General features: G+C 44.7%; 24 protein-coding genes, 3 tRNA genes and 2 pseudogenes. 2 read left to right on the top strand and 27 right to left on the bottom strand.

Translation table 11 applies throughout. From position 1 onward, the window contains the following. Nucleotides 1-14: 14 nt before the first annotated feature. From BVG16_RS00415 to BVG16_RS00400, 5 genes are all read right to left on the bottom strand, one after another. Nucleotides 15-3,986 (bottom strand): OmpL47-type beta-barrel domain-containing protein, encoded by a 3,972-nt coding sequence (locus BVG16_RS00415; protein WP_078496539.1) that lies wholly within the window; start codon nucleotides 3,984-3,986, stop codon nucleotides 15-17. 35 nt (nucleotides 3,987-4,021) lie between these two features. Next, nucleotides 4,022-4,168, bottom strand: coding sequence for a hypothetical protein (locus tag BVG16_RS32670; protein WP_158081584.1), 147 nt, complete (start codon nucleotides 4,166-4,168; stop codon nucleotides 4,022-4,024). A gap of 253 nt (nucleotides 4,169-4,421) precedes the next feature. Further along, a complete protein-coding gene (locus BVG16_RS00410) occupies nucleotides 4,422-5,774 on the bottom strand; it encodes an ABC transporter substrate-binding protein (protein ID WP_078496537.1) in 1,353 nt (450 codons plus the stop codon). Between the two features lie 104 nt (nucleotides 5,775-5,878). Then, nucleotides 5,879-7,315, bottom strand: coding sequence for a helix-turn-helix domain-containing protein (locus tag BVG16_RS00405; RefSeq protein WP_078496535.1), 1,437 nt, complete (start codon nucleotides 7,313-7,315; stop codon nucleotides 5,879-5,881). After that, on the bottom strand, nucleotides 7,287-9,083 hold the full coding sequence (locus tag BVG16_RS00400; RefSeq protein ID WP_158081583.1) for a cache domain-containing sensor histidine kinase: 1,797 nt from the start codon (nucleotides 9,081-9,083) through the stop codon (nucleotides 7,287-7,289). Before BVG16_RS00400 ends, BVG16_RS00405 begins: the two co-directional genes overlap by 29 nt. A 357-nt stretch (nucleotides 9,084-9,440) precedes the next feature. Here BVG16_RS00400 and BVG16_RS00395 point away from each other — a divergent pair, with 357 nt between their 5' ends. Both BVG16_RS00395 and BVG16_RS00390 read left to right on the top strand, forming a co-directional pair. After that, on the top strand, nucleotides 9,441-9,647 hold the full coding sequence (locus BVG16_RS00395) for a tyrosine-type recombinase/integrase (RefSeq protein ID WP_198957393.1): 207 nt from the start codon (nucleotides 9,441-9,443) through the stop codon (nucleotides 9,645-9,647). A gap of 294 nt (nucleotides 9,648-9,941) precedes the next feature. Then, nucleotides 9,942-10,454 (top strand): annotated as a pseudogene (locus BVG16_RS00390) (PD-(D/E)XK nuclease family transposase). A gap of 170 nt (nucleotides 10,455-10,624) precedes the next feature. Here BVG16_RS00390 and BVG16_RS00385 read toward each other — a convergent pair. From BVG16_RS00385 to BVG16_RS00295, 22 genes and pseudogenes are all read right to left on the bottom strand, one after another. Beyond that, nucleotides 10,625-11,056: a hypothetical protein gene (locus BVG16_RS00385; protein ID WP_078496531.1), complete on the bottom strand. Its 432-nt coding sequence runs from the start codon at nucleotides 11,054-11,056 to the stop codon at nucleotides 10,625-10,627. 21 nt (nucleotides 11,057-11,077) lie between these two features. After that, nucleotides 11,078-13,492: an ABC transporter permease gene (locus BVG16_RS00380; RefSeq protein WP_078496529.1), complete on the bottom strand. Its 2,415-nt coding sequence runs from the start codon at nucleotides 13,490-13,492 to the stop codon at nucleotides 11,078-11,080. Further along, on the bottom strand, nucleotides 13,489-14,163 hold the full coding sequence (locus tag BVG16_RS00375; protein ID WP_456299472.1) for an ABC transporter ATP-binding protein: 675 nt from the start codon (nucleotides 14,161-14,163) through the stop codon (nucleotides 13,489-13,491). The genes BVG16_RS00380 and BVG16_RS00375 overlap by 4 nt, the downstream gene beginning before the upstream one ends. A 61-nt stretch (nucleotides 14,164-14,224) precedes the next feature. Continuing rightward, nucleotides 14,225-15,439 carry a HAMP domain-containing sensor histidine kinase gene (locus BVG16_RS00370; RefSeq protein ID WP_078496528.1) on the bottom strand — a complete coding sequence of 405 codons (1,215 nt, stop codon included), beginning with the start codon at nucleotides 15,437-15,439 and terminating at the stop codon, nucleotides 14,225-14,227. Further along, nucleotides 15,427-16,101 carry a response regulator transcription factor gene (locus BVG16_RS00365; RefSeq protein ID WP_078496526.1) on the bottom strand — a complete coding sequence of 225 codons (675 nt, stop codon included), beginning with the start codon at nucleotides 16,099-16,101 and terminating at the stop codon, nucleotides 15,427-15,429. Before BVG16_RS00365 ends, BVG16_RS00370 begins: the two co-directional genes overlap by 13 nt. Next, nucleotides 16,089-17,765 (bottom strand): ABC transporter ATP-binding protein, encoded by a 1,677-nt coding sequence (locus tag BVG16_RS00360; RefSeq protein WP_078496524.1) that lies wholly within the window; start codon nucleotides 17,763-17,765, stop codon nucleotides 16,089-16,091. Before BVG16_RS00360 ends, BVG16_RS00365 begins: the two co-directional genes overlap by 13 nt. Nucleotides 17,766-17,791: 26 nt before the next feature. Beyond that, nucleotides 17,792-18,745, bottom strand: a complete 954-nt coding sequence (locus BVG16_RS00355) for a S8 family serine peptidase (protein ID WP_078496522.1) — start codon at nucleotides 18,743-18,745, stop codon at nucleotides 17,792-17,794. Continuing rightward, a complete protein-coding gene (locus tag BVG16_RS00350; RefSeq protein ID WP_158081582.1) occupies nucleotides 18,742-19,983 on the bottom strand; it encodes a radical SAM/SPASM domain-containing protein in 1,242 nt (413 codons plus the stop codon). Before BVG16_RS00350 ends, BVG16_RS00355 begins: the two co-directional genes overlap by 4 nt. A gap of 330 nt (nucleotides 19,984-20,313) precedes the next feature. Further along, nucleotides 20,314-20,463 carry a hypothetical protein gene (locus BVG16_RS32665; RefSeq protein WP_158081581.1) on the bottom strand — a complete coding sequence of 50 codons (150 nt, stop codon included), beginning with the start codon at nucleotides 20,461-20,463 and terminating at the stop codon, nucleotides 20,314-20,316. A 113-nt stretch (nucleotides 20,464-20,576) separates the two neighbouring features. Further along, on the bottom strand, nucleotides 20,577-20,726 hold the full coding sequence (locus BVG16_RS32660; protein WP_158081580.1) for a hypothetical protein: 150 nt from the start codon (nucleotides 20,724-20,726) through the stop codon (nucleotides 20,577-20,579). A gap of 68 nt (nucleotides 20,727-20,794) precedes the next feature. Then, nucleotides 20,795-20,944 carry a hypothetical protein gene (locus BVG16_RS32655; protein WP_158081579.1) on the bottom strand — a complete coding sequence of 50 codons (150 nt, stop codon included), beginning with the start codon at nucleotides 20,942-20,944 and terminating at the stop codon, nucleotides 20,795-20,797. Nucleotides 20,945-21,018: 74 nt separating this feature from the next. Further along, entirely contained in the window at nucleotides 21,019-22,005 is a 987-nt protein-coding gene (locus BVG16_RS00345) for a radical SAM/SPASM domain-containing protein (protein WP_158081578.1), read from the bottom strand. A 410-nt stretch (nucleotides 22,006-22,415) separates the two neighbouring features. Beyond that, nucleotides 22,416-22,583 (bottom strand): annotated as a pseudogene (locus BVG16_RS33945) (ATP-binding cassette domain-containing protein); the annotation flags it as partial. 859 nt (nucleotides 22,584-23,442) lie between these two features. Continuing rightward, a tRNA-Leu gene (locus BVG16_RS00335) sits at nucleotides 23,443-23,522 on the bottom strand. Nucleotides 23,523-23,533: 11 nt separating this feature from the next. After that, nucleotides 23,534-23,608 (bottom strand) — tRNA-Gly (locus BVG16_RS00330). 8 nt (nucleotides 23,609-23,616) lie between these two features. Then, nucleotides 23,617-23,691: transfer RNA gene (locus tag BVG16_RS00325), tRNA-Glu, on the bottom strand. 175 nt (nucleotides 23,692-23,866) lie between these two features. Continuing rightward, nucleotides 23,867-24,163: a putative quinol monooxygenase gene (locus BVG16_RS00320; RefSeq protein ID WP_078496515.1), complete on the bottom strand. Its 297-nt coding sequence runs from the start codon at nucleotides 24,161-24,163 to the stop codon at nucleotides 23,867-23,869. A gap of 39 nt (nucleotides 24,164-24,202) precedes the next feature. Then, nucleotides 24,203-24,841: a nitroreductase family protein gene (locus tag BVG16_RS00315; RefSeq protein WP_078496513.1), complete on the bottom strand. Its 639-nt coding sequence runs from the start codon at nucleotides 24,839-24,841 to the stop codon at nucleotides 24,203-24,205. A gap of 33 nt (nucleotides 24,842-24,874) precedes the next feature. Then, a complete protein-coding gene (locus BVG16_RS00310; RefSeq protein ID WP_078496511.1) occupies nucleotides 24,875-25,321 on the bottom strand; it encodes a MarR family winged helix-turn-helix transcriptional regulator in 447 nt (148 codons plus the stop codon). A 149-nt stretch (nucleotides 25,322-25,470) separates the two neighbouring features. After that, nucleotides 25,471-26,040, bottom strand: coding sequence for a manganese catalase family protein (locus BVG16_RS00305; protein WP_078496509.1), 570 nt, complete (start codon nucleotides 26,038-26,040; stop codon nucleotides 25,471-25,473). Between the two features lie 38 nt (nucleotides 26,041-26,078). After that, on the bottom strand, nucleotides 26,079-26,354 hold the full coding sequence (locus BVG16_RS00300; RefSeq protein WP_269845567.1) for a spore coat protein CotJB: 276 nt from the start codon (nucleotides 26,352-26,354) through the stop codon (nucleotides 26,079-26,081). After that, nucleotides 26,351-26,578 (bottom strand): spore coat associated protein CotJA, encoded by a 228-nt coding sequence (locus BVG16_RS00295; RefSeq protein ID WP_078496508.1) that lies wholly within the window; start codon nucleotides 26,576-26,578, stop codon nucleotides 26,351-26,353. Before BVG16_RS00295 ends, BVG16_RS00300 begins: the two co-directional genes overlap by 4 nt. Nucleotides 26,579-26,651: the final 73 nt, after the last annotated feature.

Below are 26,651 nucleotides of genomic sequence, written 5' to 3'. Positions count from 1 at the left end.
TCATGCATTCTTGGTTACTTCAACTCCATTAAGTATTGGGCATCCCGAAGTAAATAGTCTGCCGCCTGGGTTGTCAGATGTTTACCGGTTTGTGCCTTCACTTCGTTTACAAATCCAGTCAGATTAGGCGCGTCCAATTTGCGCTGCAAGCTATTCGCAATACCGGCATTATCAATCCAACCGGTATTCTTAAAGTTGGCAATTAACGACTTCAAGGCTTCTATACTCGTCGTCGTTTCGAATACGATCGTTTGGCTGTCTGCGTTCCCCGCCAGATCTATAGCCGTTACGTTGTACGTATGCGGACCAAGCGGAAGAGTATAGAGGGGAATCGTCGATCCCGGTTGTACCCCATACGTATCCAACTTTACCTCAAATTTCGTGCTGTCCACACCGGACAATCGATCGCTAAGCGTAACGATTGGCACAATCTCCCCGGAGTCGGGATAAGAACCGTATACCAAACCGGTTACCGTGATGGTCGGCGCCTTCGAATCTCGTTTGAAGCTGACGGATTTAGCCACTTCTACATTCCCGGCTTGGTCCGTCGAACGATAGTTAACGGTATATATGCCGTCCTGATTGAAGGTTACTGGTGCCGTATAAGGTGTCCAGGTTGCTCCATTATCTAAACTGTATTCTGTCTTCGCTACGCCCGACAGATCGTCCGAAGCGCTGAGGGTTACCGTTACATCCGACGTATACCATCCGTTAGAGCCGGTCGGCTCCTCCGGGCTGATCCGTGTGACGCTGACGGGTGCGGTCTCGTCCGGTGCGTGCAACTCACTGGTGAGCTGCATGGGGAAGTGGACGCTGGTGTCCTTGCTCTTCCCGATGCCGGACGACCACTCCAAGAAGCCCTTACGGCCGGCGCCATCGTCGTCGTTCACGAGGAACGAGAAAGCGAACGTTCCCGTAGGTGCGGCGGTGAGCCCAAAGCTCTGCCACGGAATGACGGCGTCGTAAGTCGTCACGGTGCCAGACTGAGTAATCGAGAGGCTATCCGTCGGGGTGGATCCCGTCACGGCAAGTCCCGTCGCTGCGAAGGTGTAGGCGGCGGGGCCACTCGGCGTGAGGGCAAGACCGATCTCGGTGCGCTCTTGCGAGGCGCCCGGCTGTGCCGGCGAGAACGACATCTGGATCGAGTCGCCGTTGTACATGTTGCCCGCAGGGTTCGTCTGATAGAACACGTCATCTTGCACCTCTGCGTGGAAGTGAATCCCTCTGGAGGTCTCGGTGATCTTGACGGTTCCGCTGAGATCGGACGCACCGCCCCAGTCCGCGGTGTACTTCTGCCACGTAACATCAGTTGCGAGGTCAATCGGCGCTACGGTGGCGTTACTGTCCGGCTCGATCGGACCTATACCCACGGACCGGTGCAGAGTCACCGGATCCTTGTCTTGGACGCCGACGCTCAGGTCGAGGTATCCCTGCTTCCACAGCTGAAGACTTGGCAAGGGGAGCCTGTGCTGTACGCTCTTGCCGGCCTCGACGGTCGAGGTTTCGTCGATCGTGTCCGATTGGTTGCCGACCTTCCACGTGATGTTGTTCAGGGTGATCGGCGTGATGCGAGACTTGTTCGCAACGGTGATGACCGCCTGCTCGGCGTACCCGTCGCCATCGCGAACAAGCTGCAGATCGACGTTCGCCGTAACGGCCTGTGTGATCGAGATGGTGGAGATCGCAAGGCTCGCGAACTTACCGCCGTTCGTGGACGCCTTGCCAGTCACCCAGCTGGCGGTCTGCGACGCAGTGGTCGGCACGTCGAAGACGGCCTCGCCGGTGGTACATCCGTCCACCTGGACGTCCTTCTGCTGACCTTCGATGTTGAAGGTGACGGTCGACGGCACGGACTGGCAGTTGGCACCGCTGCGATCGACCACGGCCCGCACCTCGATGCTCTCGCCCTGTGCGACCGTCGAAGAGGTCTGAAGCGTGACGCCGGGAGTTGTGCTGAGCGCGACAACGGTGGGTGCACCGGTGACGTAGACCGGGTGCTCAGTCAACGCGACGTTCACCGCTCCCGCATATGGGGTCAGCGTGGTCTGCGCACCGTACTCATCGGTGAGCGTCAGCGGCTGGTCGGTGGTCAGCGTGACCGTCTTTCCGCCGCTCGGAGCCCACATGACGCGGGTCGCGTCGCTTCCCGATCCGAAGACGTATGAGTACGTCGATGAGTCGAGCGAATCGCGGCTGGTTAGCGTCTTGCCCGCCAGCTCTGCAGCCATGACAGCCTGCGCGACCGCGGAGACCTTGGGCTCGGCCGCGTTCACCGCGGTGGCACGGCGCACTTCGAACAAGCCGAAGTTATGCTCCTGGTTGTTGGGGTCGGTTCCGTCGTCCCGGGCGTCGTACCAATACAGTCTCGCCACGCCGCCAGCCATCGAAAGCACGCTTGAGCGGACAAGATAGTCGGCCTGCATGGAGTCGGTGATGCCGTTGACTGGGGTGTTTGTCGGCCAGCCGTATTCGGTCAGCCACAGCGGGATGTCCTTGCCCGCGGTGTCCTTGATGGTCTTCACCATCGAGGACATCTGGTTCTCCATGCCTTCGGGCGCCTGCGGGTGCCGGTAAGGGTGGATCGAAACGGCGCTCAGGATGTCGGAGCCGCCGCCCTGGAGCACCTGCTTGACGAAGTCCACCGACGCTCCGGAGATCGCCGGCCCGACGAGCTCACCGTCGGGGTTCTTCGCGTTCACTGCCGCCCCGGCTGCCTTCAGCAACTGCACGTAGCAGGCCGGAGTGCGACCGCACTTGCCGTTGTTGAAGTTGATGTTGAACTCGTTGTAAACCTCCGTGGCCTGCGAGTAGTTCTTGAACTGGTCGTTTAGCGCAGCGGTGTAGTTGCCGTAGGCGGCCAGACCTTCAGGTGAGCTCGGGGTCAGGTTATCGTCGTAGAGGGTGTTACGGTAGTCGGAGATCAGCAGCGGCTCGATCCCGGCATTGTGCAGCGCAGCAAGGCCGTCGGTCAGTGTACTCGGAAACGTGTAGACGCCCGGTGACTTTTCAACGGACGACCACGCAGCGTCGGTCCGCGCGTGCGTAATGCCGATGCGCGACAGACCCGCGATCACGGTGCTGTCGAGACCGTGAATTCCAACACCGAACGGCGAATCAGAGGACTTCGCGGCTGCGGGCATGGGCGGCACGACACCGAAAGATGTCGTCAGGTTGAGGGGGCCGTTGTCAGCGATCGACGTCGCCTCGATGGTGTAGAAGCCGTTGCCGAGGCCGGAGAGGTCCACGTTGGCTTTTCCGCTGGCGTAAGTCGCCGTTCCGTTCGTGACCGGCAGGCCTCGGACATCACGGACCGTCCAGCTGGCCGAGGTGGGGTTGGGCGCGTCGGTGATGAAGTTGATCGCCGCCGTGTCCGGATCCAACAGCAGCGTGCTGTTCGAGACTCCGAAGTAGTAGGAGTGCTGTTCGAAGCCACCGTTGCTAAGCAGGTTCTGAGTGGTGCCGTCCTCGACCATCGTCATGTCGTCGATACGCACCCCAGGGGTCGGTTCCTGTATGCCGAGGCGGAGCGTCATGCTCGTCTGGCTTGACGTCGTCGTGTAGGTCCAGGTCACCTGACGCCACGCGTAGGTTCCGCTGGGGAAGCTGTACCGCGTTCCCCAGTCATCGCTGAGAATGGCCTGCAGCGCGCCAGTGGAGGGTAACCCATCCGACGCGACCCACGCACTGAAGCGGTAGAGCGTAGTAGGCTTGACCGTGACCGTCTGATAGATCTGGGCGAAGGTGTTCGAGGCTTTGGGCGTCTGATTGACGATGCTGAGAGCGGCCCCCGTGTGGCCATTGAGAGTTGCGGTGAAGGCAGCGTTGATCGAACCGCTGCGACCGACAGTCCAGTTATCGAACGTGCTCGAGTAGGGCAAGGGGTCGGAGGCGGAAGCAGAGGCTACACCTGAATTCAACCACGTAAATTGGACGGTAGATAGTACAATTACGGCAGAGAAAAAAAATATATATAATTTTTTCACCATAAATTACACCTCCTGTTATTGCTTGCCGTAGCTCATTATCCTTTGACGGCAGAGCTTGAAAAGCCTTGAATAATATACTTTTGGCCCAAGAAGAATACGATGAGTAGGGGCACGACGCCTGCTGTGGCGGCAGCCATCATCAAGTTGTAATCCACACCGGCTTCCAGCATGAAGTTCTGCATACCAAACGGAACCGTGTAAAGCTTCTTGTTCAGCAGGAAAATCAGCGTATTCTCATAATCGTTCCTGGTCCATGTAAAATCCGGTAATGCCCCGTCCCGTCAATGAAGGCCGCTTCGGATATTTCATGGGGAATGCTCATAAAAATTGCCGGCTCATAAATACGCCGAATATCTAAACAGCCCCGGCATGGGCTTACAGCAAAGGAGAAGCACGGCACAAATGTCCCTGCCTCTCCTTTGGCTTTCAGCTATCCTATTTTTTGGAAGATTGCAGGTTCTCGTTATGCACCCGCGCCAGCTCCTTCGCACCTTCCTCGGGGGTCAGCTTCTGCGAGAAGATGTTGTCATAGACGACCTGCTGCTCACTTCCCGTCTTTTTGTCCAAAGTGCTTAAGCCAACCGGAATGTTGCCGAACATCACCCGCTTGATCGAGTCGAGGTCATACGTGTTCTCTACGCCCTTGAACATCAAGCTGACCGCCTGATCGACGGGGAAATCTTTGGAGGAAGGCACGCGGCCCCCTGCCGCCATCGGCAGCATCCCGCCATCCGCATACCACTTGACAAATTTCCAGGCCGCTTCCGGACTTTTGGTGCGGGGATTGATCGAGAGCACGTCGCCCAATCCTCCGGCGTTAATGTAGTCCGTCTGATCCTTATTTACTTTCGGAGCCGGCGCTGCCGCTACCTTGAAGCTGCGGGGATAATCCTTCACATTGTTGGTGGTTCTGAAAATTTGGGCGGTGGAGAACAGCATCGCCGTTTCCCCCTTAACGAACATCTGATCCAGGGCCGGCTTCGAGGTGAGCTGCTCCGTATGCGGCATAATGCTCTTGTCCTTAAACATCATGTCCGAATATACATGAAGCGCCTTGACCGTCAGCGGATTGTCGAAGGCCGAGGTGCCGTCCGGCTTCGTCAGCACCACACTTTGCTTCAGAATAGAGCCGTTGATCGGCACATTAAAGTAATAATCGGATTGTGCCGCTCCCCACACCTTGTCTCCCTTCAGTTTGTTCGCATAATCCCTGAACTCGTCCAGCCCCCAGTCCGTGGGAACCGGAAGACCCTTGGCATCCAGCATGTCCTTGTTCAGCCAAACAAAGGACAAGCCCTTCGAGGTGGGAACGCCGTGATACTTGCCGTCCACCTTCCACAAAGAGGCGCCTGTGCCCATTTTATCGTCCACATTGTAGTCGGTGAACTTGCTCAGATCAAGAGCGTTGCCCGCTTTAATCCGCTTCTCGTAGACGCTGAAATCATAGTTCATGAACATGTCCACGGGCTGGCTGGAGATGAGTGCCGTATCCAGCTTCAGGTTGCCCGCTTCGTCATTGACGTACCGCACATACTCCACCTGGATATCCGGATTGTCCTTGTTCCAGTTGTCTACAACCGCTTGGGGACCGTTCTCGGGCGGCACGCCTCCCCACATGGTAAGCTTGATCGGATCTTTATTTGCCGCGGCGCTAGGCTCCGTGCTTACCGTAGGCGAAACCGTTCCCTTCGTTTGATTGTTGTCCCCCTTTCCACCGCAGCCGACAAGCGCCAGAGGCACTGCCACAAGCGCAACCAGTCCTGCTCTCATCCATTTTCTGTTCCTCATCTTACCTGTAACCTCCCTGTAATCGGATATTTGATTCATCCCAACTTTACCAAGCTACGCCTTATCTTCTTAGAGTTGAAACTTGTAGGTTGATAGTACAAAACTTAGATATTGTTCTCCCGCCTGAAGGAACTGGGCGTTTGTCCAACCATGCGCTTGAATACCTTGATGAAATAGGCATCGTCGGCAAAGCCCGTTTGAAAGGCGATCTCCTCTACATTCAGCTTGGAATGCAGCAGCAAGCGCTTCGCCTGTTCGATCCGGATGGTTTGCAAATAGTTGACAGGCGTCAGTCCGGTTTTTTTGCGAAACACGGTGCTTAAGTAGTCCACATTGATGGCCACCAGCCTGGCTAAATCTGCAACCTTGATATTTTCCTTGTAATGCTCCAGCATATATTGAATCACCCTGTTCACCTCGGGATGGTCCGTAAAACTGACATTTTCCTCCTTCAGGTGCCGGATAAGCTCCCGTATGGTTTGCAGCACCTGCGCAAGCAGCGATTCATGGCTGATGGCCGCGTTGATTCCCTCCCGATCTTCCGACTTACGTCCTGCCAGCATCGTTAGGATATGAAGAAGATGGTTCGCCAGCATTTTCACTTCCATTTGGGAGTACGACGAGGCTTCCATGCTCTCCCACATCAGGGTTGTCGCCTCGGCGCATTTGGGTTCATTGCGTTCTTCAAAGCAGCGGATCAGCTCGGCTTCCAGCTCCGCGATAGGCGGCAGCTCGTGCCACACCTTAATCGTGCTTATCTCACGGCCGTACCACTCGCCGTTCAACTGATTCAGCGCCCGCCGCCAATCCTCGGATAGACGGGCCAGACTACTGCCTGCCGCCAAACCAGCAGGACGGTTCGGCTTGTTCCAGCGGGCATGTTCCGCTTCCATTCGAAAGTTCCAGCAGAAGAAGGTTGTCAGTCCCGCATCATAAAAGGATTGGACCAATAGATACTGTTCCGGCCTGATGCCCGCCTGATCCGCAGCAGCGGGAACGGCTCCGCTCAACACGGCAATAATATCAAGTTTCAGACTACGGAATTTCTCCGCCGCCGCAACCGTTCCGCCCAGATCCTCATGAGCCGATGCGCGTGTACCCCAGATGCCCGACCAGGTACGATGATAAAGGGGATAAAGCGCCTCTCCCACCCCCTTAAGCTCTTCAAGCAATTCCCCCTTGATCTGTGCAAGGTTTTCCAACAGAACCTCATCATTTAAAGACAGCTTTAACAGATAGTTAAAGGCGCCATATTGAAGGGCGTCTCGGGCGTAATCAAAGTGGCTCATGGCCGTCAGCATAATAAACCGGCTGCGGATTCCCGCCTTCCGCGTTTCCTTCAGCAGTTCAATCCCGTCCATGCCTGGCATGACAATATCGGCAATCACGACATCGGGCTTCATCTCCAGGATAGCCGCCAGAGCCTCCCTCCCGTTTCCCGCCTCTCCCGCAACGCAAAAACCGTGGCGTTCCCACTCCACGGTTTCCCGAATAGCCTCCCGGACAAATATTTCATCCTCCACCAGAAAAACTGTCCACATGACTATCTTCTCCTCCTAGCGAATATGGCGTTGCAATGAGCAATGGCAAATGAAGCCGCACAAGAGTTCCTTCGGGTCCGGTCGCGAATTCGACTGAGGCCTCTTGCTTAAACAGAAGATTCAGCCGTTCCTTCAGGTTGCTTAATCCGATTCCATGACCGCTTCTCCTTCCCGGCTTACGTGATGCCTCCTCCATACCAATACCGTTATCCTCTACTTCAAGGATAAGCACTTTTCCCTCTACCCGGGCCCTTACCCAAATGGTACCCTGACTTTGATCCGTATCAAAACCATGCACAATGGAATTTTCTACAAGCGGCTGCAAACTGAGTTTAGGAACAAGCGCATACTGAATGGACTCATCAATTTCATAAATAATAGCGAAATGATCGCGAAAACGGAATTTTTGAATGGATTCATAAGAGCGCAAAAGTTTCAGTTCCCCTTCCAAGGGAATTAACTCGATTTCCGAATTGAGGCTTACCTCCAAAATTAACCCCAGGGAGGTACAGATGCCGACAATAGATTCTTGCTTTTCTTTTCGAGCCATCCACTTCACTGTATTTAATGTGTTCAACAAAAAGTGAGGGTTCATTTGAGACAGCAGCATTTGGAAGCGCACCGCTTGTTTTTGTCGTTCTTCCAGCTTAAGCTTGTTAATTAACGCAACAATATCATCTATCATCAGGTTAAAGCTTTTTCCAAGCGACCGCACCTCACTTGTTGCATGGGTACCTATGTCAATTTTCACATTGAGCTTTTTGTCTGATGCCTCCTCCATACTGCGTTGAAGCGCATAAAGCGGCCGGGTCATTCGAGCCGACAGAAAGAAGGTCGCCAGTACGAATGAAATAATCAGAAGGCTCAAAAAAAGGAAGAAAATCAGTCTTAATTGCTGCAATTCATGCAGTAGTTCATTTAAAGGCACTTGGTTAACTACATACCAGTCCAGTTCCTCTAGATAGCTATAGTTGACCAGAAACTGGGAGCTTTCATCTTTATAGTGACCTGTTGAATGATCTGCAGACACAATTCGCTCTATTGTTTCCTTACGGAATCCTGTATCTCTATTTTGAAGCAGAACCTCACCTTGTCCGGTAAAGATCATCAAATCCTGTTTGACAAGGCTATTCTTTAGCGTACTCCGAAACCATTCCTGTATGTTAATGCTTATGCGCGCCACACCGTAAGTTCCCCTAAGCTCATCCTCAAGAACGGTATACAAACTCAAAAGCTTATTCCCCTGACTATTATTAACATCGTTCCAATCATCAGCTACCCATCGGTAAGGATGCGGCCCGCTTTTCAATTCTTTCTTCCAATTCTGAAATTCATCCAGCGCATTTGTCAGCTGGCCATTGGGCGAATAGGATGTATATACATTTCCTTTTTGATCGATTAACTTGAAGTACAACTCCGTCTGATGAAAGAAGAAGCTGTTATTAATTCCGAACATCTTGCTTTCTATCATTTTCTTTCTCTCGATAGGCTCATATCTTTCCGGGGCATGCATAATCTGAATCAAGCTTTGGTCCTGATTCAGCATGATATGAGTCTTATAAGCAAAGGCCATCATATCTGTCAGAGAAACATGAACCTGTTGCATACGTTCCGACATGCGATCAATCATATCTTTTTGACGAATGGATTCGAAATGCTGAAATAAATAGAGAACCGCTATACATAATGGAAGCATGAGCAATGTAATGTAGGTAACGAAAAGTCTGTGCTTCAGGGTACCCGGAAACTTTGTCTGCCAGGCTGGCATATTTGTTTTTTCACTCCCAATAACATGATAGTAATTCTCCACCATCATATCATGACGATGCGTACGATACCTTATGCTTCCAGAGAAGGCTTTTAACAGACTAAAAACGCCTCCTGCTAAGATTAAGAGACGATTTGGGCTAAAGACAATACTTCATTCAGTCTCATGTTAACCCCCCATTTCTAAAGGATTATCGGCGAGCGGTTACAACGCCAGAGGAATCTCCTCATGCAATCAGATTGTATCACGCTATAACAAGATGTCAGTAGATTCAAAACTTATATATTGATATAACAAAACTTATGAATCTCATGTTGGCCTTGTAACCCGATTTAGTCCTCTAGCGTTACTAAGGAAATGAACATGCTGCCGCGTAAACGATACCACGACCTTCGCCATAGCTGCACAAGTCTTCTACTGGCCAATGGTGTGAGCATGAAGGAGATTCAGGAATGGCTGGGTCATAGTGATTTCTCAACTACGGCCAACATACACGCACACTTGAATTATAGTGCAATAATTTCTTCAGCCAAAGCCTCCATGAGCAACTGCCTGAAAATATAAAAAGGCTCATAAGCTTGGCCTTACTATTACTTATAATTATTTTGTTTAACTATTTCCCCACAAATCATTCGTTTAGAATCTTATCAGCTTGATCTTATGTTAACTTCTCATTTGAATCTTGTTCGTTAAGATACGATTCTACAGCGGCTAATAATTCTTTTTCACTGGCGATATTGATTTCTTTATTCCCCAGAGAACTTTTAAAAACGTGAAAGGGCTCATAGCTTTTTCAATTTCTATTTGGTTTAATAGCTTGAAGATGATGATATAATAAATGTATCGGAGCTGGTTGTAATGGAGCCGCTTAACCCCAGAGAGGACTTTGTATTCAAACGAATTTTTGGCAGTTAGAACAACAAAGATGTTTTATTAGCCTTCCTCAATCGGATTTTCACTGAAGCTGGTGAACCGCCGCTGACGGAGATTATCTTGATGAATCCTTACACCGATAAGGACGATCCGCTCGACAAGCAATCCATTTTTGACGTTTACGCCAAAACCGTAGAGGGAAAGTTGTTGTTCCTGAAAGGTACCGATACATCAGAATGGGAGGTGCTGAAGATGAATGAACCGGAATTGAAAAAGGCGATGGACACCCTGCAATACTTGAGCCAGGATTCGGAAGCCCGACGTTTATATGAAGCTCGGCAGAAATATCTGCATGATGAAGCTTCTATGATGGAAGGTGCGTGGCAGGCAGGCTTCAAGGAAGTGGCGAAGAACATGCTTGCCTTGAATTTGGATATAGCAACCATTGTTAAGGCTACTGGATTATCGGAGCAGGAGATCAACGCGCTGAGGAAGTGAATCATCAGGGAATACCCATTGAGCGGGTGCTCCCTCTTGTGCAAGGTACATCCTTTTTGTGGCGGGTACTCTCTCTTTTGCTCCTAATAGAAGTTGCCAAGTATACTGTTCTTATACAGAACATTTCCCAAGCACCTCAACATATATTTGCCATCCCGAATGCTGCCCCGTCATTTTGCATGATAAGATAATGTTATACCTTGGCCATCGCTAAGCTGAATATCTTCCACATTTCCCTCTTCAGGAATATTATCTATCTGTAGAATCCATTGTCTCTGCTCATCATTCTGTTGATTGTTAATCTTGCTGATGTGGCCTTCCTGATCTTTCTCAATGTTTATTTCCTCCTTCTCATTCATGGAAATCGCCTCTAGCGCCTTCCAGACGGTAGGATGGTCATCGATAATTTTCACCTGCTGTAGGAACAGGATTTCATCCTCATTTAGAATAGCCACATCAACCATTGTTTTGGTCTTACCTTCGCCGTCGTAATTGACACCCTTGTACTCTGCACTTCCATTGCCACTGCCGCAACCAGTCATTAGGAGAATAATTCCTAGTACCCAAGCAATGCTGAGCAAATCAATTTTCGTTTTTCTCATGGCCGTCCCCCATTTAATTTGTTATTCGCTGTATCTAATCCGTTCCATTAGACCTTCTCTCCGAAACCGCCTTTGCATATATAAGGTAGTTAGCGCCTGAACCGTAAGGTAAGAGCAGATTAGCATCACAACAGGTTCAAGCGGAAACTGGTATTGCACATAGGTGGCCTCACGGCTGAACATTTCTACTCCCAAGTATCCAGCGGGAATCCCCACGACGAAAGTAAGCAGTAGACTGACCACAATCACTATCAGGCCTTCACTTCCAAGCTGTAGGGTTAGCTGGCCCCGTGACAAACCAATGGCTTCAATCATACTGATCTCGCGTTTTCTTGAGATCATACTGGTTAGATTGGAATTGACCAGATTAAAAATACTGATTACCATCAGCGCAGCAATAAAACCATAAGCCGCCAGCTCCATAATTTTTTTTATTCCGTTAAATTCCTGGTATATCTCACGGAATGAGCCGAACTCAATCTTTCGGTCAGCCGCGGCGATGGCCTTCATACCTTGCTCCACCTGTGCCTGCTGTTCCTTATCGACCGCCACGCTGAGCTGCTTGATCCGTTGATCCATTCCGAGCTGCTTGAACATACTCTGATGGGCGATGAAGCTCCCGCCCTCCTCTGAGTTACCTTTGTAGGAAATGTAGGAAGGCAGTACAGCGACAACAGTAAATTCACGCTCTTCCTGCTGTTTCCCGTACTGAGCCATTCTTATTTTATCGCCTGCCTGATAGGTTCCACCGCCATCCGCAATGGCAATGAGATAGTTGCCGTTCTTCATCTCATCAAGTGTAAGCCCTCCTTTTCCCAACCCCTTAATCACCCGTTGCATCAGTGCATCGTCATAACCATAAATTGCAGTTGAGATGTAAGGATTTCTGATTTCGTCCAGGTCCGATAGGTGAGCGGATGCATCCTGCCTATTATAGGTAAGGCCGTCATACATCTCGGTAAGGACCGACTGAACCCCCTCCATTGATTGGATCTGCTTGATCACTTCATTATTTATCGGATCGCTCTTTTCATCTGACCGGAGGGAACTGCTTAGCTTGTAATCGCCGGCAACCATTTTACCGACCAGATTGCTTGTGTTCATACTGCTTAGAATGCTGCCAGCAACCAGATATACAAGACCAGTCAAAGTGATGGAAATTATCGTAATCCAGGTACGCTTTCGGTGCCGAATGATTTGCGCAAATACAAGGGTTAGAATGCTAAGAGAATTGTTTAATCTTGTTCTGCTGGATCTCTTCCCCGTATCAGCAGCCGGGTTATAACGAATCGCTGCAATCTCCGAGATTCTCCCCACTCTTCTGGCTGGAACATGGATGGATAGTGTGACGAGGATAAGACCTAACATGAAAGAACCGCCAACAATATATGGTGTTATCTCCACATACATAGAGGAAACCGAAGCACTACCGAGAAATGGTATAAATGCAAGGCTGCCGCCTATTCCCAACAGAATACCGACACAACTGCCGATCAGAGAAATAATTAGCCCTTCGGTGTGAATCATGTGGCGTAATTGCCTTGGAGCCATGCCTATGGCCTTCATCGTTCCAAACAGACGAATTTGTTGGTCAATATAAATGTTGAAGATGTTATAGATGACGATTCCGGCGCTCAACACAATAACAAGTACAACCAGTATAGACTGCAAGATTGAGACCGGATTCCGCTCATAGGCACCGGTATAACGCTCATTAATCTTGATTTGAGCGTTTTGTAATCCTACCTTTTCACCAACTTTCTGCGCATTTGAAGAGGCATTGAAATCTGATTTCAAAAGCGCAAAAACAGTAACATTGGGGTCAGAACTGTAGCGCTGGGCAAAAGCTTTGGAGATGAACATCAACCCGGCCCTGGCAGCCTTGCGTACGGCGATATCATCCGTAATGCCGACCAGCTTAAAGGTTTGTGTGAGTTCTTCTGTCTTGCTGCCATTCGTAACCTGCAAGTTCAGTGTGATCTGCTGACCTAGCTTGGGGGCATACCCCAGTTCCTCAATGACCCATTGATCCAGCACGATTTCATTTTCCTTTACCGGCGCCTGTCCTTCTCTGAGTTCGATCAATCCGCCGTTTATACCCTCTGTATATCCGATGGTCATATATATGTTCAGATCCATCAACATTTTAGAAGCAATCTCGGGTGTGAAATAAGAAAGATAATACTTCCCTATCTTTGGATTGGCGGTAATCTGTTGTAATTGTTCCGTTGTCAGGTGCTCATACTGGACATGATATGCACCTAACTCGTTAATGGCTTCCCGCTTCTGGCGTTGATCGTCGGAATGGAAGTAGGTTAACACAACAAAAATTAGCGCTACGGATAGTGCTGCTGTAAGTATCGTCAGCATGGTTCTGCTTTTATGATGAAGCGAATTTTTAAGTGAGATATCCTTTACGGAAATTGTATTTCTCATTGCAATGCCTCCACAGCAATCGAGCCGTCAACGACCCGCACCGTTCGATCTGCCAGCCTGGCAACTTCATCATTATGGGTTACGACAATTAACGTCTGGTTATACTTCTGTACAGACAAACGCAGCAGATCCAGAACATCTCCGCTGGAACGGCTGTCCAAGTTCCCCGTAGGTTCGTCGGCAAGCACGATCGCCGGTCTTGATGCAATGGCACGGGCGATAGCAACACGCTGCTGCTGACCGCCGGACAACGTCGTCGGAAGATTGGTTCTTTTCTCGTAAATGCCCAGTGTATTTAAAATATCTTCGATGTAGCCGACATCCGCCTTCTTTCCGTCCAGCCCAATCGGCAATATAATATTCTCCCACACGTTTAGAGATGGCACGAGATTAAAACCTTGAAAGACAAATCCGATCTCCCGTCTGCGGAATACCGCCAATTGATTGACCGGCAGTGAATAGATTGAAGTTCCGATGATGATAACTTCGCCGCTTGTTGGACGATCCAAGCCTCCAATAATATGCATCAAGGTGCTTTTACCCGCGCCGGACTGGCCCACGATAGAGATGAATTCCCCTTTCTTCACGGAGAAATCCACCTGATGAATAGCCTTAACCTGATTTTCACCCTCCCCGTAATATTTGCATAATGCTTTTCCTTCCAGAATCATTTGAATTCCTCCTTGCATTTAGAATACAAGGAAAGGATAACGCACAAATCTCTAATTTTTATCAACTTATAGAGAAGTTGTTAGATGTAGTTGTCGTCGTACATAGAAACATTGCGGCCACGCTGGCACCGCCATTCTCGCTGTTCGTAAGCCCAATACTGCCCCCATGTTTCTCGGATAATATTTTGCAAATATGGAGGCCTAAACCAAAATGAACACCGTCACTAGTTGTTTTACTTTTATAAAAGGGCTTGGTTGCCTGCTCAAGATCCTCGTCTGAAAAACCTTTTCCATCATCGCTAACTGTAATGCCCAACATTTCTTTCACGAATTCAAAGCGTATGGAAATTGTGCGGTCTACGTATCGGATCGCATTGGATAGCATATTTTCAAATACCCGCACAACAATGTCAGCGTCAACGTTCAGTTCTGTTTCGACAATAGTGTTTACAAATGTAATGTTGAACGCTTGACCTTGCACTAAAACCTCGGCGGTGCTTCTAAGCTGTTCAATAAAATAAACTACATTCACTTTTGCTGTGGAAATGCAGGTGTCTTCCAGCCTTTGTGTCTCACTCATCATATGCACATAGTTCTCCAGCCGCAAAATATGTGCGGACATTGTCGATACGGTGGACATTACCTTTTCCTCGCCTACTTTCCCTTGCGGCAGATAGTTGTTCAAGAAATCCGTATACCCCCGAAGTACCGTCAGCGGTGTACGTAGGTCATGGGAAAAAGTAGCGTTTAATTGTTTGCGTTCCTCCATAGAACGCCACATTTGTCGGTTATTTTCATCCAAAGCGGCCCGCATTTTCTCGAAGGAGTTGCAGAGTTGGCCCATCTCATCCTTGCTGTCATGATGAATATAAAAATTCAAGTCATTGTCCGCTATTTTTTTAGATGCTAGACTCAATATTTCAATAGGTTTTTTCAGTTTGTTGCGATAAAACAAAAAAGAGGACAACATGATGCACAGTCCAAAAAATATTGGGATTGACCATGTTTCAACAAAGCCGCAAATATTGATAATATCCTTGTCTTTAGACGTATAGCTAGTATTGATTTGCTCCATGTTGTAGCTAATCGCCGGATTTTCAATATCTGCTGGCGTATACGAGTCGTTATATTTTAAAAACATATGGTTTCGCATCTGACCCGCTTGGCTAATCGCAATTGCACTAAGCAGAGCTGCTACCAGTAAAAATATAAGCATGTACAGCATAAAGGTCTTTCTAATCGACAGGTTGTGGAGTACTCTTTTTATCCTACCCATCTATATCCCACACCCCATACTGTTGCTATATACGTCTGGTCATTGACCGCAGACAGCTTGGCGCGAATTCTGCGGATATGCTCGGCAACAACAGTGCTGTCCCCCTCACTGTCACACCCCCAAACCCTCTCATAAATGCGCTCTTTATCAAAAATTTGCCCGCAGTTCATGGACAGCAATTCAATAATATCAAATTCTTTTTTGGCAAAAGAAAGCGAATGGTTTTTGTAATAAACCACCCGGGCAGAATAATCAACGACTAAATCATCGATAAATTTCGTTTGGGTCTTAAAGTGTTGTCTTTGATCGCGGCGCAGGTGTGCAGACACTCTAGCTCCGAGTTCATCAATGCTGAACGGCTTGACAATATAGTCATCTCCACCGACACGAAACCCGTTGATTTTATCGACATCTTCCACTTTAGCGGTTAAAAATATAATAGGACAGGACACGAAATTGCGGATTCGGGTACATACTTCAAGCCCATCCACATCAGGCATATTAATATCCAATAATATAATGTCCGGGCTATTTCCAGCCTGCTGCAAAGCCTCCGTTCCGTTCCGCGCCGTTATCACTTTATATCCGTTTATTTCAAAATAATCCTGTAGCAGGTTCACGATATCTGCCTCATCATCAGCAATTAATATTATATTTGGCATGCCTCTTCCCTCTTTCGAAGCGTCTCTGTCTCTGATAAATCCAAAAGCAAATCTTGCTCAAGGTCCATTTGAGACATCAAAAAATCATCGTGAGTGATGATAATACATAATTTGTTGTTCAGTTTATTTAGGAGCTGTATAAATTTTTCTTTTTTCAATGAATCAAGATTCGCCGTCGGCTCATCAAATATAAATAAGCTTGGTTGTCTCAAAACAGCTCTTGACAGAGCAATTTCTTGCATTTGGCCTCCAGACAAGTTCTTACCTGATTCACTTATGGGATGATTTTTATATTTCTCATCTTTCAGAACACCTGACAAATCGTATTTCTCCAAGATATTATACACTTCTTCATCCGTAATCTCGTCATCCCACTGTTTGATGTTATCCATAATGCTTCCGGAGAACAGATATATTTTTTGAGAAACAATCCCGATCTTTTTCCTCATAGCGTTAATATTGATGTCTCTAAGATTATACCCATTAATTAATATATCTCCCTGATAATTAGTGTAAAATCCCAGTATCAATTTAATAATTGTTGTTTTTCCGCTTCCATTTGGACCATAAACAAATAACTTTTTACCTTCACTCAATTCTATGTTTATATTTTGCAGGATTTCACAATCAGTCTCGGGATATGTAAAGGAAACATTCTTAAATTGGATTTTATCAATGCTATCAATCATGATTGTCCCATTGCTTCCTGCCTCAATTTCATTATCCATAAAGTAATTAATTCTAGACAAAACCGCAAATGCAGGTTGTATAGAGAGATTAATAGACGAGAACATTTGCACAGGCGTGAATAAATTCGAGATATAAGCCAATAAAGAAAAATAGGATCCTACCGTTAGCTTATCATTAATAATAAAATAACTGATCAAGACAATAAATAGTGATTTGAAAATAAGTGAAAATAAGGAAACTGCCTCGTTGCCAATAACTGTAGATATGTTCCTTTTCATTATTTTTTTCGCAATAATATTATAATAACGTTTAATCTCATTTTCTTTATGATTCTCTAAATTGAAGTTTTTCATTTCAGAAAGCCCAGCGATATCCTCGTGAATTTCACCTTGCGCCTCTGCTGCAGATTCATTTAATTCTTTTGAAGTGTTTAATACTCGTTTTGACGTATGTCTGGATATCAGGAAGATAACAGGCATGGATATAATTGCAGCTATCAGCAATTCCCACCTTATTGTTAAAATCACTAAAAAGGCACCGATAAATGAAATCATACTTTTAAAAAAGCTCATCAGAACCGGAGAAAATAGCGAATTAAGAGAATCTATTTCATCTACTCTTGAAATCACATACCCTGTTTTATTTTTATCGAAAAAAGAAACAGGATATCTTAATAATCTGGTAATAATCTCTTTTTTAAAATTTGTAATAACCTTTACACTTGACTTTGCAAACATTAAATTAATACAAGAATTCAGAATTGCCATAATACTATAAAGTAGTACTAAACAAACACTTATTATTACCACAAATTCAAAGTCTTTTTTCATAATCCCTGAGTCAATAATTTTCTGCATCAGAAAAGGGATAGTAAGTTCTAACAACGCCGCTACAACCGTTAAAAGAATAATCCAAATAATCTGGGATTTAACATCTTTTAAGCGATCGATAATAATTTCGTTATGCTTACTCATTGACCCTCCTTGTAAGAGATACTCCCTTAAACATTTTTTTGAATTTTGTTAGATAAATTAGAAAGATACTCAAAATCATGAAGATTGAAATGCGTAAATGGTATTTTGTGATCCAAGATTATTTCCGAAGAAAACAAAATATCCAAACATCCGTTCATCGTTAATCCTTGAGAAAATGTGCTTCTCTCCTCTTTGAACCCTGGAATTATTTTACGAACTATAGTAAGTAAGTTACTGTATAACTCCAAATCATTGGGCATTTCAGCATTTAAAGTCTTTATATTTAATTTAGTAATGAGAGGACATTTTTTCATAAATTCAACCAGAGCACTATAGTTATCAGATGAATAATTATTTAATTTATAGTTAACAAATTCTCGTATAAAATAAGGTGGTGCAAAACTGTTTTTATTAATAAAAACATACTTGCCCTTTATCCAAGGTATAATGTGTGGAGAGCCAATTGCATGGAATACAGAATGATCGTCCACGTACAATTCCCTATCGTTTAATAAAGCCCTATTAGCTTTCACCCCAATAGTCCCACTTATCATGAATGGCAAACTCATATTATCTTCATTTGTTGTCGTCACTAAAAGAATATCTTTGGAGAGAGCTGTCCTCCATCTGGCTTCAAATTGGCTTCTTAAGGATAAATCTTCTGTTCCCAAACTAAGATTTATAATATCCGGTTCCATCTCAATAGCAATATCTAAAGCTCTTAACAGTGTGCTGGAAGTACACCTGCATTGATCATCAAGAACTTTGATAATTAAGAATTCTACCTTGTTATCGCAAAACTCATCTAGCATACCAACGAGTGCAGTTCCATGGCCATGTCCGTCCTCAATACTACGGTTCCTTGACATATTACAAGAGTATTTAATCTTGGCTTTGATATTTAAATCACTGCTTACTCCACTATCAATAATAGCTATTACAACTTTTTCTTTACCAAAATGGCTACTGTCGTTATTCATTGCCAAACAACCTTTGTGTAATAATCTTTCATCTGCGTGCACATCGCACTTCTATATTCTTCATTTAAGAATATATTGCTGTCATGACCTGGACACGCACTGGCACAGAAATATTTTACATTACATTGCTGACACGGCTCTATTTCGTCAACAATTGGTGTCAATTGTATTTTTTTGAAATTACCATCTATTAAATCAGAAATATTACCTAAATGATTATTTTCATTTTTGGTAAGAAAACAAGGATATATATCACCGTTCCAACAAACCAAAATCTTAGTATCCAAATTACAGGCGCATTTAAAACTGGCTGCATTCTGAAGATCGTTCCATTCGCTCTCTGAAAAATCATCTTTGACTCTCATCTTAAAAGGCGGGCTTAACATCTCATAATTGCTTTCTGCCCTTCCTTCAGGTGTAAATACTCTCGTAACAGACTTAACATCTAACGACAAGCATAATCCTTCAAATTTATCCTTGTGTGTTATTGTCTCTTTAGTTAAAACCATTGACAGACTAATACTTTTAAAGCCAACTTCTTTCAAATTATTTATAGTACTTTCTACTTTCCCCAAAACTCCTGCTCCACGAATTTTTGTAACACTGTGTTCATCATAGCCATCTAAGCTAATTGAGACGTTGTCAACCAGAGTTCGAAGAGTCTGAATCATAGATTTCTTGATTAATGTTCCGTTGGTCATAACTTCAATTTGACCTGTGAATTTGGTTCGAACATAATTCAGGATATCCCAAATATCTTTTCTAATAAAGATTTCTCCTCCGGTTAATGCAATGCCGGAAACCCCGCTATTCTCACACCAATCGATTAACTCCTTTAAAGTTTCTAGACTCATATCTTCTCTAGGAATGTCTCCACAGTTTACACAACAGTGACTACACTTCAAATTACATCCTGTAGTGAGTTCGATGGTAACATGCTTAATTTCCTGATTAACCGTCATACGTTCTGTATCATAGTTGATAACTTCTATATTTTTTAATGTACTGAGTAATTTCTCCATATATACTTTTGTTTCTTGATCCTGACATTCACTTAATATCTCACTAACGCTGTATTCTTTTTGTATGCAATTATTCATGAAATCATAAACATAACTAGGGCATTTAATCCACAGACCATTTAATATGTTTCCTAAAACAACATGATTATCATGTTCCAATGTTCTGCAGTTACTATTGAAATTTACTTTTTGAAACGCATTGATTACCATCGCCATCTCTATCGCCATCCTCTTTTGTTCTCGGAATATTCCAATTTCCGTATACCAGATAATCAGAATCACTGCTTTATGGATATTTTTACATAAAAGTACTAAGGTAAGCAGAATATATCGCATCCATAAGTACTAGCGCTATTAGCATAATAAGCATGACAATCGCCATGGCATCGAAATCATTTACCATCTAATTTAAGTTTTTCATTCTTTTCTGACCGATTTTCAATAATTAACTTCCTTCAGATGGTTAACATATAATTTCATTCTTAAGTTTAGTCTTTTGAAAAAAAGTGCGTTGTTTATACAACGCACTTCTTTTTCAAATCACTTTCAGGAGAATGGATTATTATAAGCAGTCTTTTTCCAACCACAGCCATATTCATTTGAGGCGTTTGCATAATAAACATCACAGTCATCCCAACAACCGTATCCTTTAACATCCAACCTCAGGTCTTCCCTTTTTTCCGGCTTGATTTTCATCTTTTCTCCTCCTCATAATTTAATATATATATCAAATAACTCTCTACTAAGGGGTAGAGGCTATATGATATCTTTCATCTTAGTGTATAAGAACTTTCCATTTTCCATTACTTTTAGGCGAATGGATTATTATAAGCAGTCTTTTTCCAACCACAGCCATATTCATTTGAGGCGTTTACATAATAAACATCACAGTCATCCCAACAACCGTATCCTTTAACATCCAACTTCAGGTCTTCCCTTTTTTCTGGCTTGATTTTCATCTTTTCTCCTCCTCATAATTTGATATCTTTCATCTTAGTGTATAAGAGCTTTCCATTTTCCATCACTTTTAGGCGAATGGATTATTATAAGCAGTCTTTTTCCAACCACAGCCATATTCATTTGAGGCGTTTGCATAATAAACATCACAGTCATCCCAACAACCGTATCCTTTAACATCCAACCTCAGGTCTTCCCTTTTTTCCGGCTTGATTTTCATCTTTTCTCCTCCTCATAATTTAATATATATATCAAATAACTCTCTACTATAGGTAGAGGGCTATACGATATCTTTCATCTTAGTGCATAAGAACTTTCCATTCGCTCATATGCGCAAAAGAAACCGCTTGGTTTACATAGTTCTCCGGTCATTTTGTAGTTAACAAAAATACACCTGGAACTTGTACAGGACTCAAAATAAGAACACCCTTGACAATCTGTCCGCTGCTTATGATCAGTAGGAAACTTCTGCAGTTCGTAATTATCTGCGCTGTTTATATTTCCTAAACGAAATTTTTCTTCGCCTACAACGTATGTACATGGGTAGATATCGCCATTTGCGTTAATTGAAAAACTATCAAATCCTCCAGAACAATCCCCTTGTATACGTAATTTTTTTTTTAACATAGACAGACCTATATTCTTATTTTTCTCCGAGAAGCTTGCGATTTTATCAAACTGCTCTCTGAGAATAGAAAAATGTTCATCTTCCCAACCTTCATCTAAAAAGTTAGGTATAGGCTTAATCTCTTGAAAGCCCTGATCTGCTAAAAATAAGATGCTTTGATAGAGTTCTGAAACATTGTCAGAATTGTAGGTTATCCTTGCAGTTGACCCAGGAATTTTTTTTAGTAGATACTCCAGATTAGGCTTTATTTTTTCCCATGAGGGTTCCCCGTTAGCGTACGTTCGATGCCGGTTATGAACCTCTGGAGTACCATCAAGACTTACTGACAAGATAAAATTATGTTCTGCAAGATAATCTATGATACTTTTTGTTAAAAGCGTGCCGTTTGTTGTCATCATAAAATTTGTTTTTACGTTTATTTTGTTCGAAGCTAAAATAATTTCTTCTATTACACGCTTATTGAGCAGAGGTTCTCCTCCAAAAAAATTCAGGAGCACTTTTTCTGATTTATTGAGGCTTAAAGCTCTATTGATGAAAGAGATTAAAGAATCAATAAATTCTGTTCTAAAATATAGTTTTTCTCTTAGTTCTGATACGTAACAGTAATCACAACTTAAATTACAATCATTGGTTACAAAAACGTGCACCATCATAGGTTTCAGCTCCATTGATTTATATGGGTTCCTTGTAAACCCATAATAATACAGAATATGAATTTATTATATGAAATCTATCATTGATAATTACATTTATTGGATTATATTATTTTTTTATGAAATGTATCCAATTTATATAAATTTATACAACATTTACTTTTTGCTTTGATTGGAGGTTATCTATTGTAATTGTTCCGATGTCAAGTGCTTATATTGGACATGATATGCATTTAACTCGTTAATGGCTTTCCGCTTCCGGCGCTGATCGTCGGAATGGAAGTAGGTTAACTCCACAAAAATTAGCGCAACTTCTTCTTAGAAATTGTAATCTTCATTGTAATTCCTCCACAGCGATCGAGCCGTCAACGACCCGAACCGTTCGGTCGGCCAATGCGGCGACTTCATGATCATGCGTAACGACAATTAACGTCTAATTGTACTTCTGTACAGACAAACGTAGCAGATGAACGTCTTCGCTGGAACGACTGTCCAGGTTCCCTATCAAGCACGAATGTCGGTCTTGACACAATGGCGCGGGCAATAGCAACTCGCTGCTGCTGACCGCCGGACAACGTCGTCGGAAGATTGGTTCTTTTCTCGAAAACCTAGTGTATGTAATATATCTTCGATGTAGTCAACATCCGCCTTCTTTCCGTCCAGCCCAATCGGCAAAATAATATTCACCCTCACGTTTAAAGACGGCACAAGATTAATAATTTGCTCCTTTCATGTTATTTTTCCAAAAAAAATATCCCTCTTGCATTTACGCTACAAGGAAAGGATAAGGGAAAAATCTCTACAATTTATCAACTTAATCATTATCAGAGGGTTTTGTTACCGTTCTTTGAAACATTGCAGTCACACGTGCACCGTTATTCTCGTTATTGGCAAGCTCAATCCCGCCACCGTGCTTCTCGGAAAATATTTTGCAAATATAAAGTCATAAACCAAAATGAACACCGTTATCAATGATTTTACTTTTTATGAAAAGGTTTGGTTGCTTGCTCAAGATCATCGTCTGAAAAACCACTCCCATCATCGCTGAATGTAATGACCAACATTCCTTTTACTATTTCAAAGCGGACGGAAATTGTGTGGTTTGCGAATCAGATTGCATTGGAGAGCATATTTTCAAATATCCACATAATCATGTCAGCATCAACATTCACCTCTTCCATTCCGTGCCGTCATCACTTGATAACCGTTTATTTCAATATATTCCTGCAGCAGGTTCACGATATCTGCCTCATCATCAGCAATTAATATTATATTTGGCATGCCTCATCCCTCTTTCGAAGCGTCTCTGTTACTATAAGCTCCCTTGAATCTATCCCACATACATTATCACAAAGAATATGGAAGCACTATGTTGAACACAAAAAAAACAGGCTCATAAAACTGCTCGAAAGCAATTTTATAAACCTGTTTTAGTAATGCCGGTGAAGGGACTCGAACCCCCACGGTTTCCCTCACGATTTTGAGTCGCGCGCGTCTGCCAATTCCGCCACACCGGCTTATGAAGTTATGGAGCGGACGACGGGAATCGAACCCGCGACCCTCGCCTTGGCAAGGCGATGCTCTACCGCTGAGCCACGTCCGCATATTTCATGGTGACCCGTAGGGGATTCGAACCCCTGTTACCTCCGTGAAAGGGAGGTGTCTTAACCCCTTGACCAACGGGCCATGCTAGCTATCAATTGTCGTTGTTTAATCACCCGACTTGATATACTCTACCATAATTTTCAGAGGTTGACTACAGGTATTTTTTTACAACCAGAACGCAATAAAAAACCTCTGCTGATCGACCTGCGATCGAGCAAAGGTTGTCTACTTCTACTGATCATTCTGAACGTATATGCTATGCCTTTAATGCTTCGGCTTGATACGCTTTGACCTCTAACGGCGCTGTCAAAAAGCGGCTTGCCTTCGCGACGAAACCTGTGAAATGATCACTGCTGTTGTGGCTCGCCACTGCTTGCTCGTCCTGCCAAATTTCAACCATCCGGAATACATGGTCCTGTTCCGTATCTTGAAGCAAGTCATAAGACACGTTACCGCCCTCTGCTCTTGAAGCTGCAATTAATGGTTGAATTTCCTCTAAAAATGCTTGTTGGCGCTCTGCATGAATATGGAATACGGCATGAATGATAATCATGGAATCCTTCATCTCCTTTACTTTCATCAAGTTATATGGTTATTTCCATTGCGCGACTTGTTCGATCGGAAGACGAACGGATTTGTAACCTTCAACCGCAGCTTTTCCAATCGAAATAAGCATCACGGGAACGTAACGATCTTTGTTCAATCCAAAAGCCTCAGCGATCTTATCTTTCTCAAAACCGCCGATCGGGTTCGTATCATAGCCATGCTCCCGAGCAACAAGCATCAATTGCATGGAAGCAAGTGCGGCATCGATGAGAACAACATCCTTCATATCCCGAGGATCTATCTGATTGAAATATCCCGTCAATGCAGCCATTTGCTTCTCTTTCACTTCTTGCGGCATGTACCCAAGTTCAACCGCCTCACTGTAGATCTGTTCGCCATACTCAAAGTTTTTCAAATCTCCGAATACAGCAATGACCGCCGCAGAAGTCTCTACCTGTTGCTGATTGAATCGTGCAAGCGGCGCGAGGGTAGCTTTTCCTTCTTCGCTTTCAATCACGAGGAACCGCCATGGCTGCATGTTCACCGAAGATGGCGCAAGCGTTGTTTCCGTTAAAATTTCTGTCATCTCTTCGCGGCTGATTTTAACGGTCGGGTCGTATTGGCGAATCGAACGCCGTCCAGTAATAATTTCTGTGAAATCATTCATTTTTGTTGTCGTTGTCATGTGTATTCTCCTTGTTGTCATTCTTCGATGTAATTAGAAACGACTGATATTCTGATTCATCCGTTCAACCATGTCCGCAAGAAGGTTAAGCTCGTCCTTGCTGAAGCCTGAAAGCATCTGTTGGATGAAATGATCTTTTTCATTCTGGTAGTGTAAAATCTTAGAGCGTCCCTCTTCTGTGAGACAGACAAGCGTTACACGGTTATCCTCCGCACTTTTGCGGCGTGCCACCATGCCTGAAGCCTCTAACTGTTTCAGATGGCGGGTAATCGCCGCATGATCAATGTTCACTTCCTTCTGCAACGTCGTCTGACTCATTTCCTCGACTTGATACAGATAATGTAGAATGCCTAAACGCGATTGGCCAATGCCCGTACACTTTTCAAATTTCGCGCTAATCTGCTTGTTGAGCATGTGCATGCTAGACAATAACGTGGCTTGTTCTTGATGTGTATTCGTAATAGGGACCTCCTTTAACATTAAATGTGCAATCCATTGATCTATCAATGATTGATATGTCAATTAATATATCGAATCTTATTATGTTTTGCAAGTATGTAATTTAACCATAATATTTATTTTTTGGCAGAAAAAAAGGGAACCATTCCCTATGGTCCCCTAATCCTTACTTAATACACTTTTTTCGTATTCCAGTCTGCCTTAATAATCTCCACAGCTTCGCGGAAACGGAGGGAATGTACAATTTCCCGCTCCCTTAAAAATTTCAGGCTATCCTGCAGATCTACATCATCGGTTAAGTCAATCAGCCATTGGTAGGTCGCGCGAGCCTTTTCTTCTGCGGCAATATCTTCATAAAGGTCGGCGAGTGGATCACCTTTCGCTTGAATATAGGCCGCTGTAAAAGGAACTCCCCCAGCATTGGTATAGAAGAGTGCTCGATCATGCTGTGCGTAAATCTCAGAAAGCCCGGCCGCCTTTATCTGCTCGATGGTTGCATCTTTTGTCAGCTTATAGACCATGGTGGCAATCATTTCCAGGTGGGCAAATTCTTCCGTCCCGATATCCGTAAGTAACCCGATAACCTTATCTGGTATCGAATAACGCTGATTTAAGTATCGTAATGCAGCCGCTAATTCACCATCAGCACCCCCATATTGTTCTAGCAGGAGTTTTGCCATACGTGGATCGCATTTACTTACGCGTACAGGATATTGCAACTTTTTCTCATATAACCACATGCCGTGTACAGCCTCCCTTCATTTTGCATTGCACGACGTTACACCTGCCAAGGCCATGGACTCTCAATCCACTGCCAAGGAAACTTCGAATAGCTATGACCGAATTGCAGCAGCGGACCATAATCCAATTCATATTGTTGAGCGATCTTATGGCGTTGTTCCGACCATTGATTCAACTGCTGAATCGCCTTCATATCGTTCGGATGGGTATTTAGATATAACGAAAGCTCTAACAAACCGAAATCAACCATTTGCAGCTCTTCGAGCAATTTGTAATACTGTGCATCAATCGGCTTTGTATTCGCTTCGCTCACAGAGTTCTCCCTCCTCTACGCAGATTTTTGGATTCATAAGGACTGAACAATGCCGGCCACAACGTGCCATATCTTAAAGCTTCTTGTAGTGAGAACTGTGGTAAGTCTAACGGTTGAAACACGATATACTGATTCGGCGGCACGACATAGGTTTTTACTCGAATCGGTGGACAAGGATCGTATGGACCGATATAAGGAATCCATGTACGCTCTTGATCATTCATCCATTAACGCCTCCTTCTTCTAGACCTTCTATTACTTTATGACTGGAGCCTAGTCCATCTGAACAACAAAAAA

The sequence above is a fragment of the Paenibacillus selenitireducens genome (assembly GCF_002021565.1).
Lineage (GTDB): Bacteria > Bacillota > Bacilli > Paenibacillales > Paenibacillaceae > Paenibacillus_K > Paenibacillus_K selenitireducens.
Note: the sequence above shows the minus strand (reverse complement) of the source record. Positions and strands in the feature narration are given on the sequence as shown.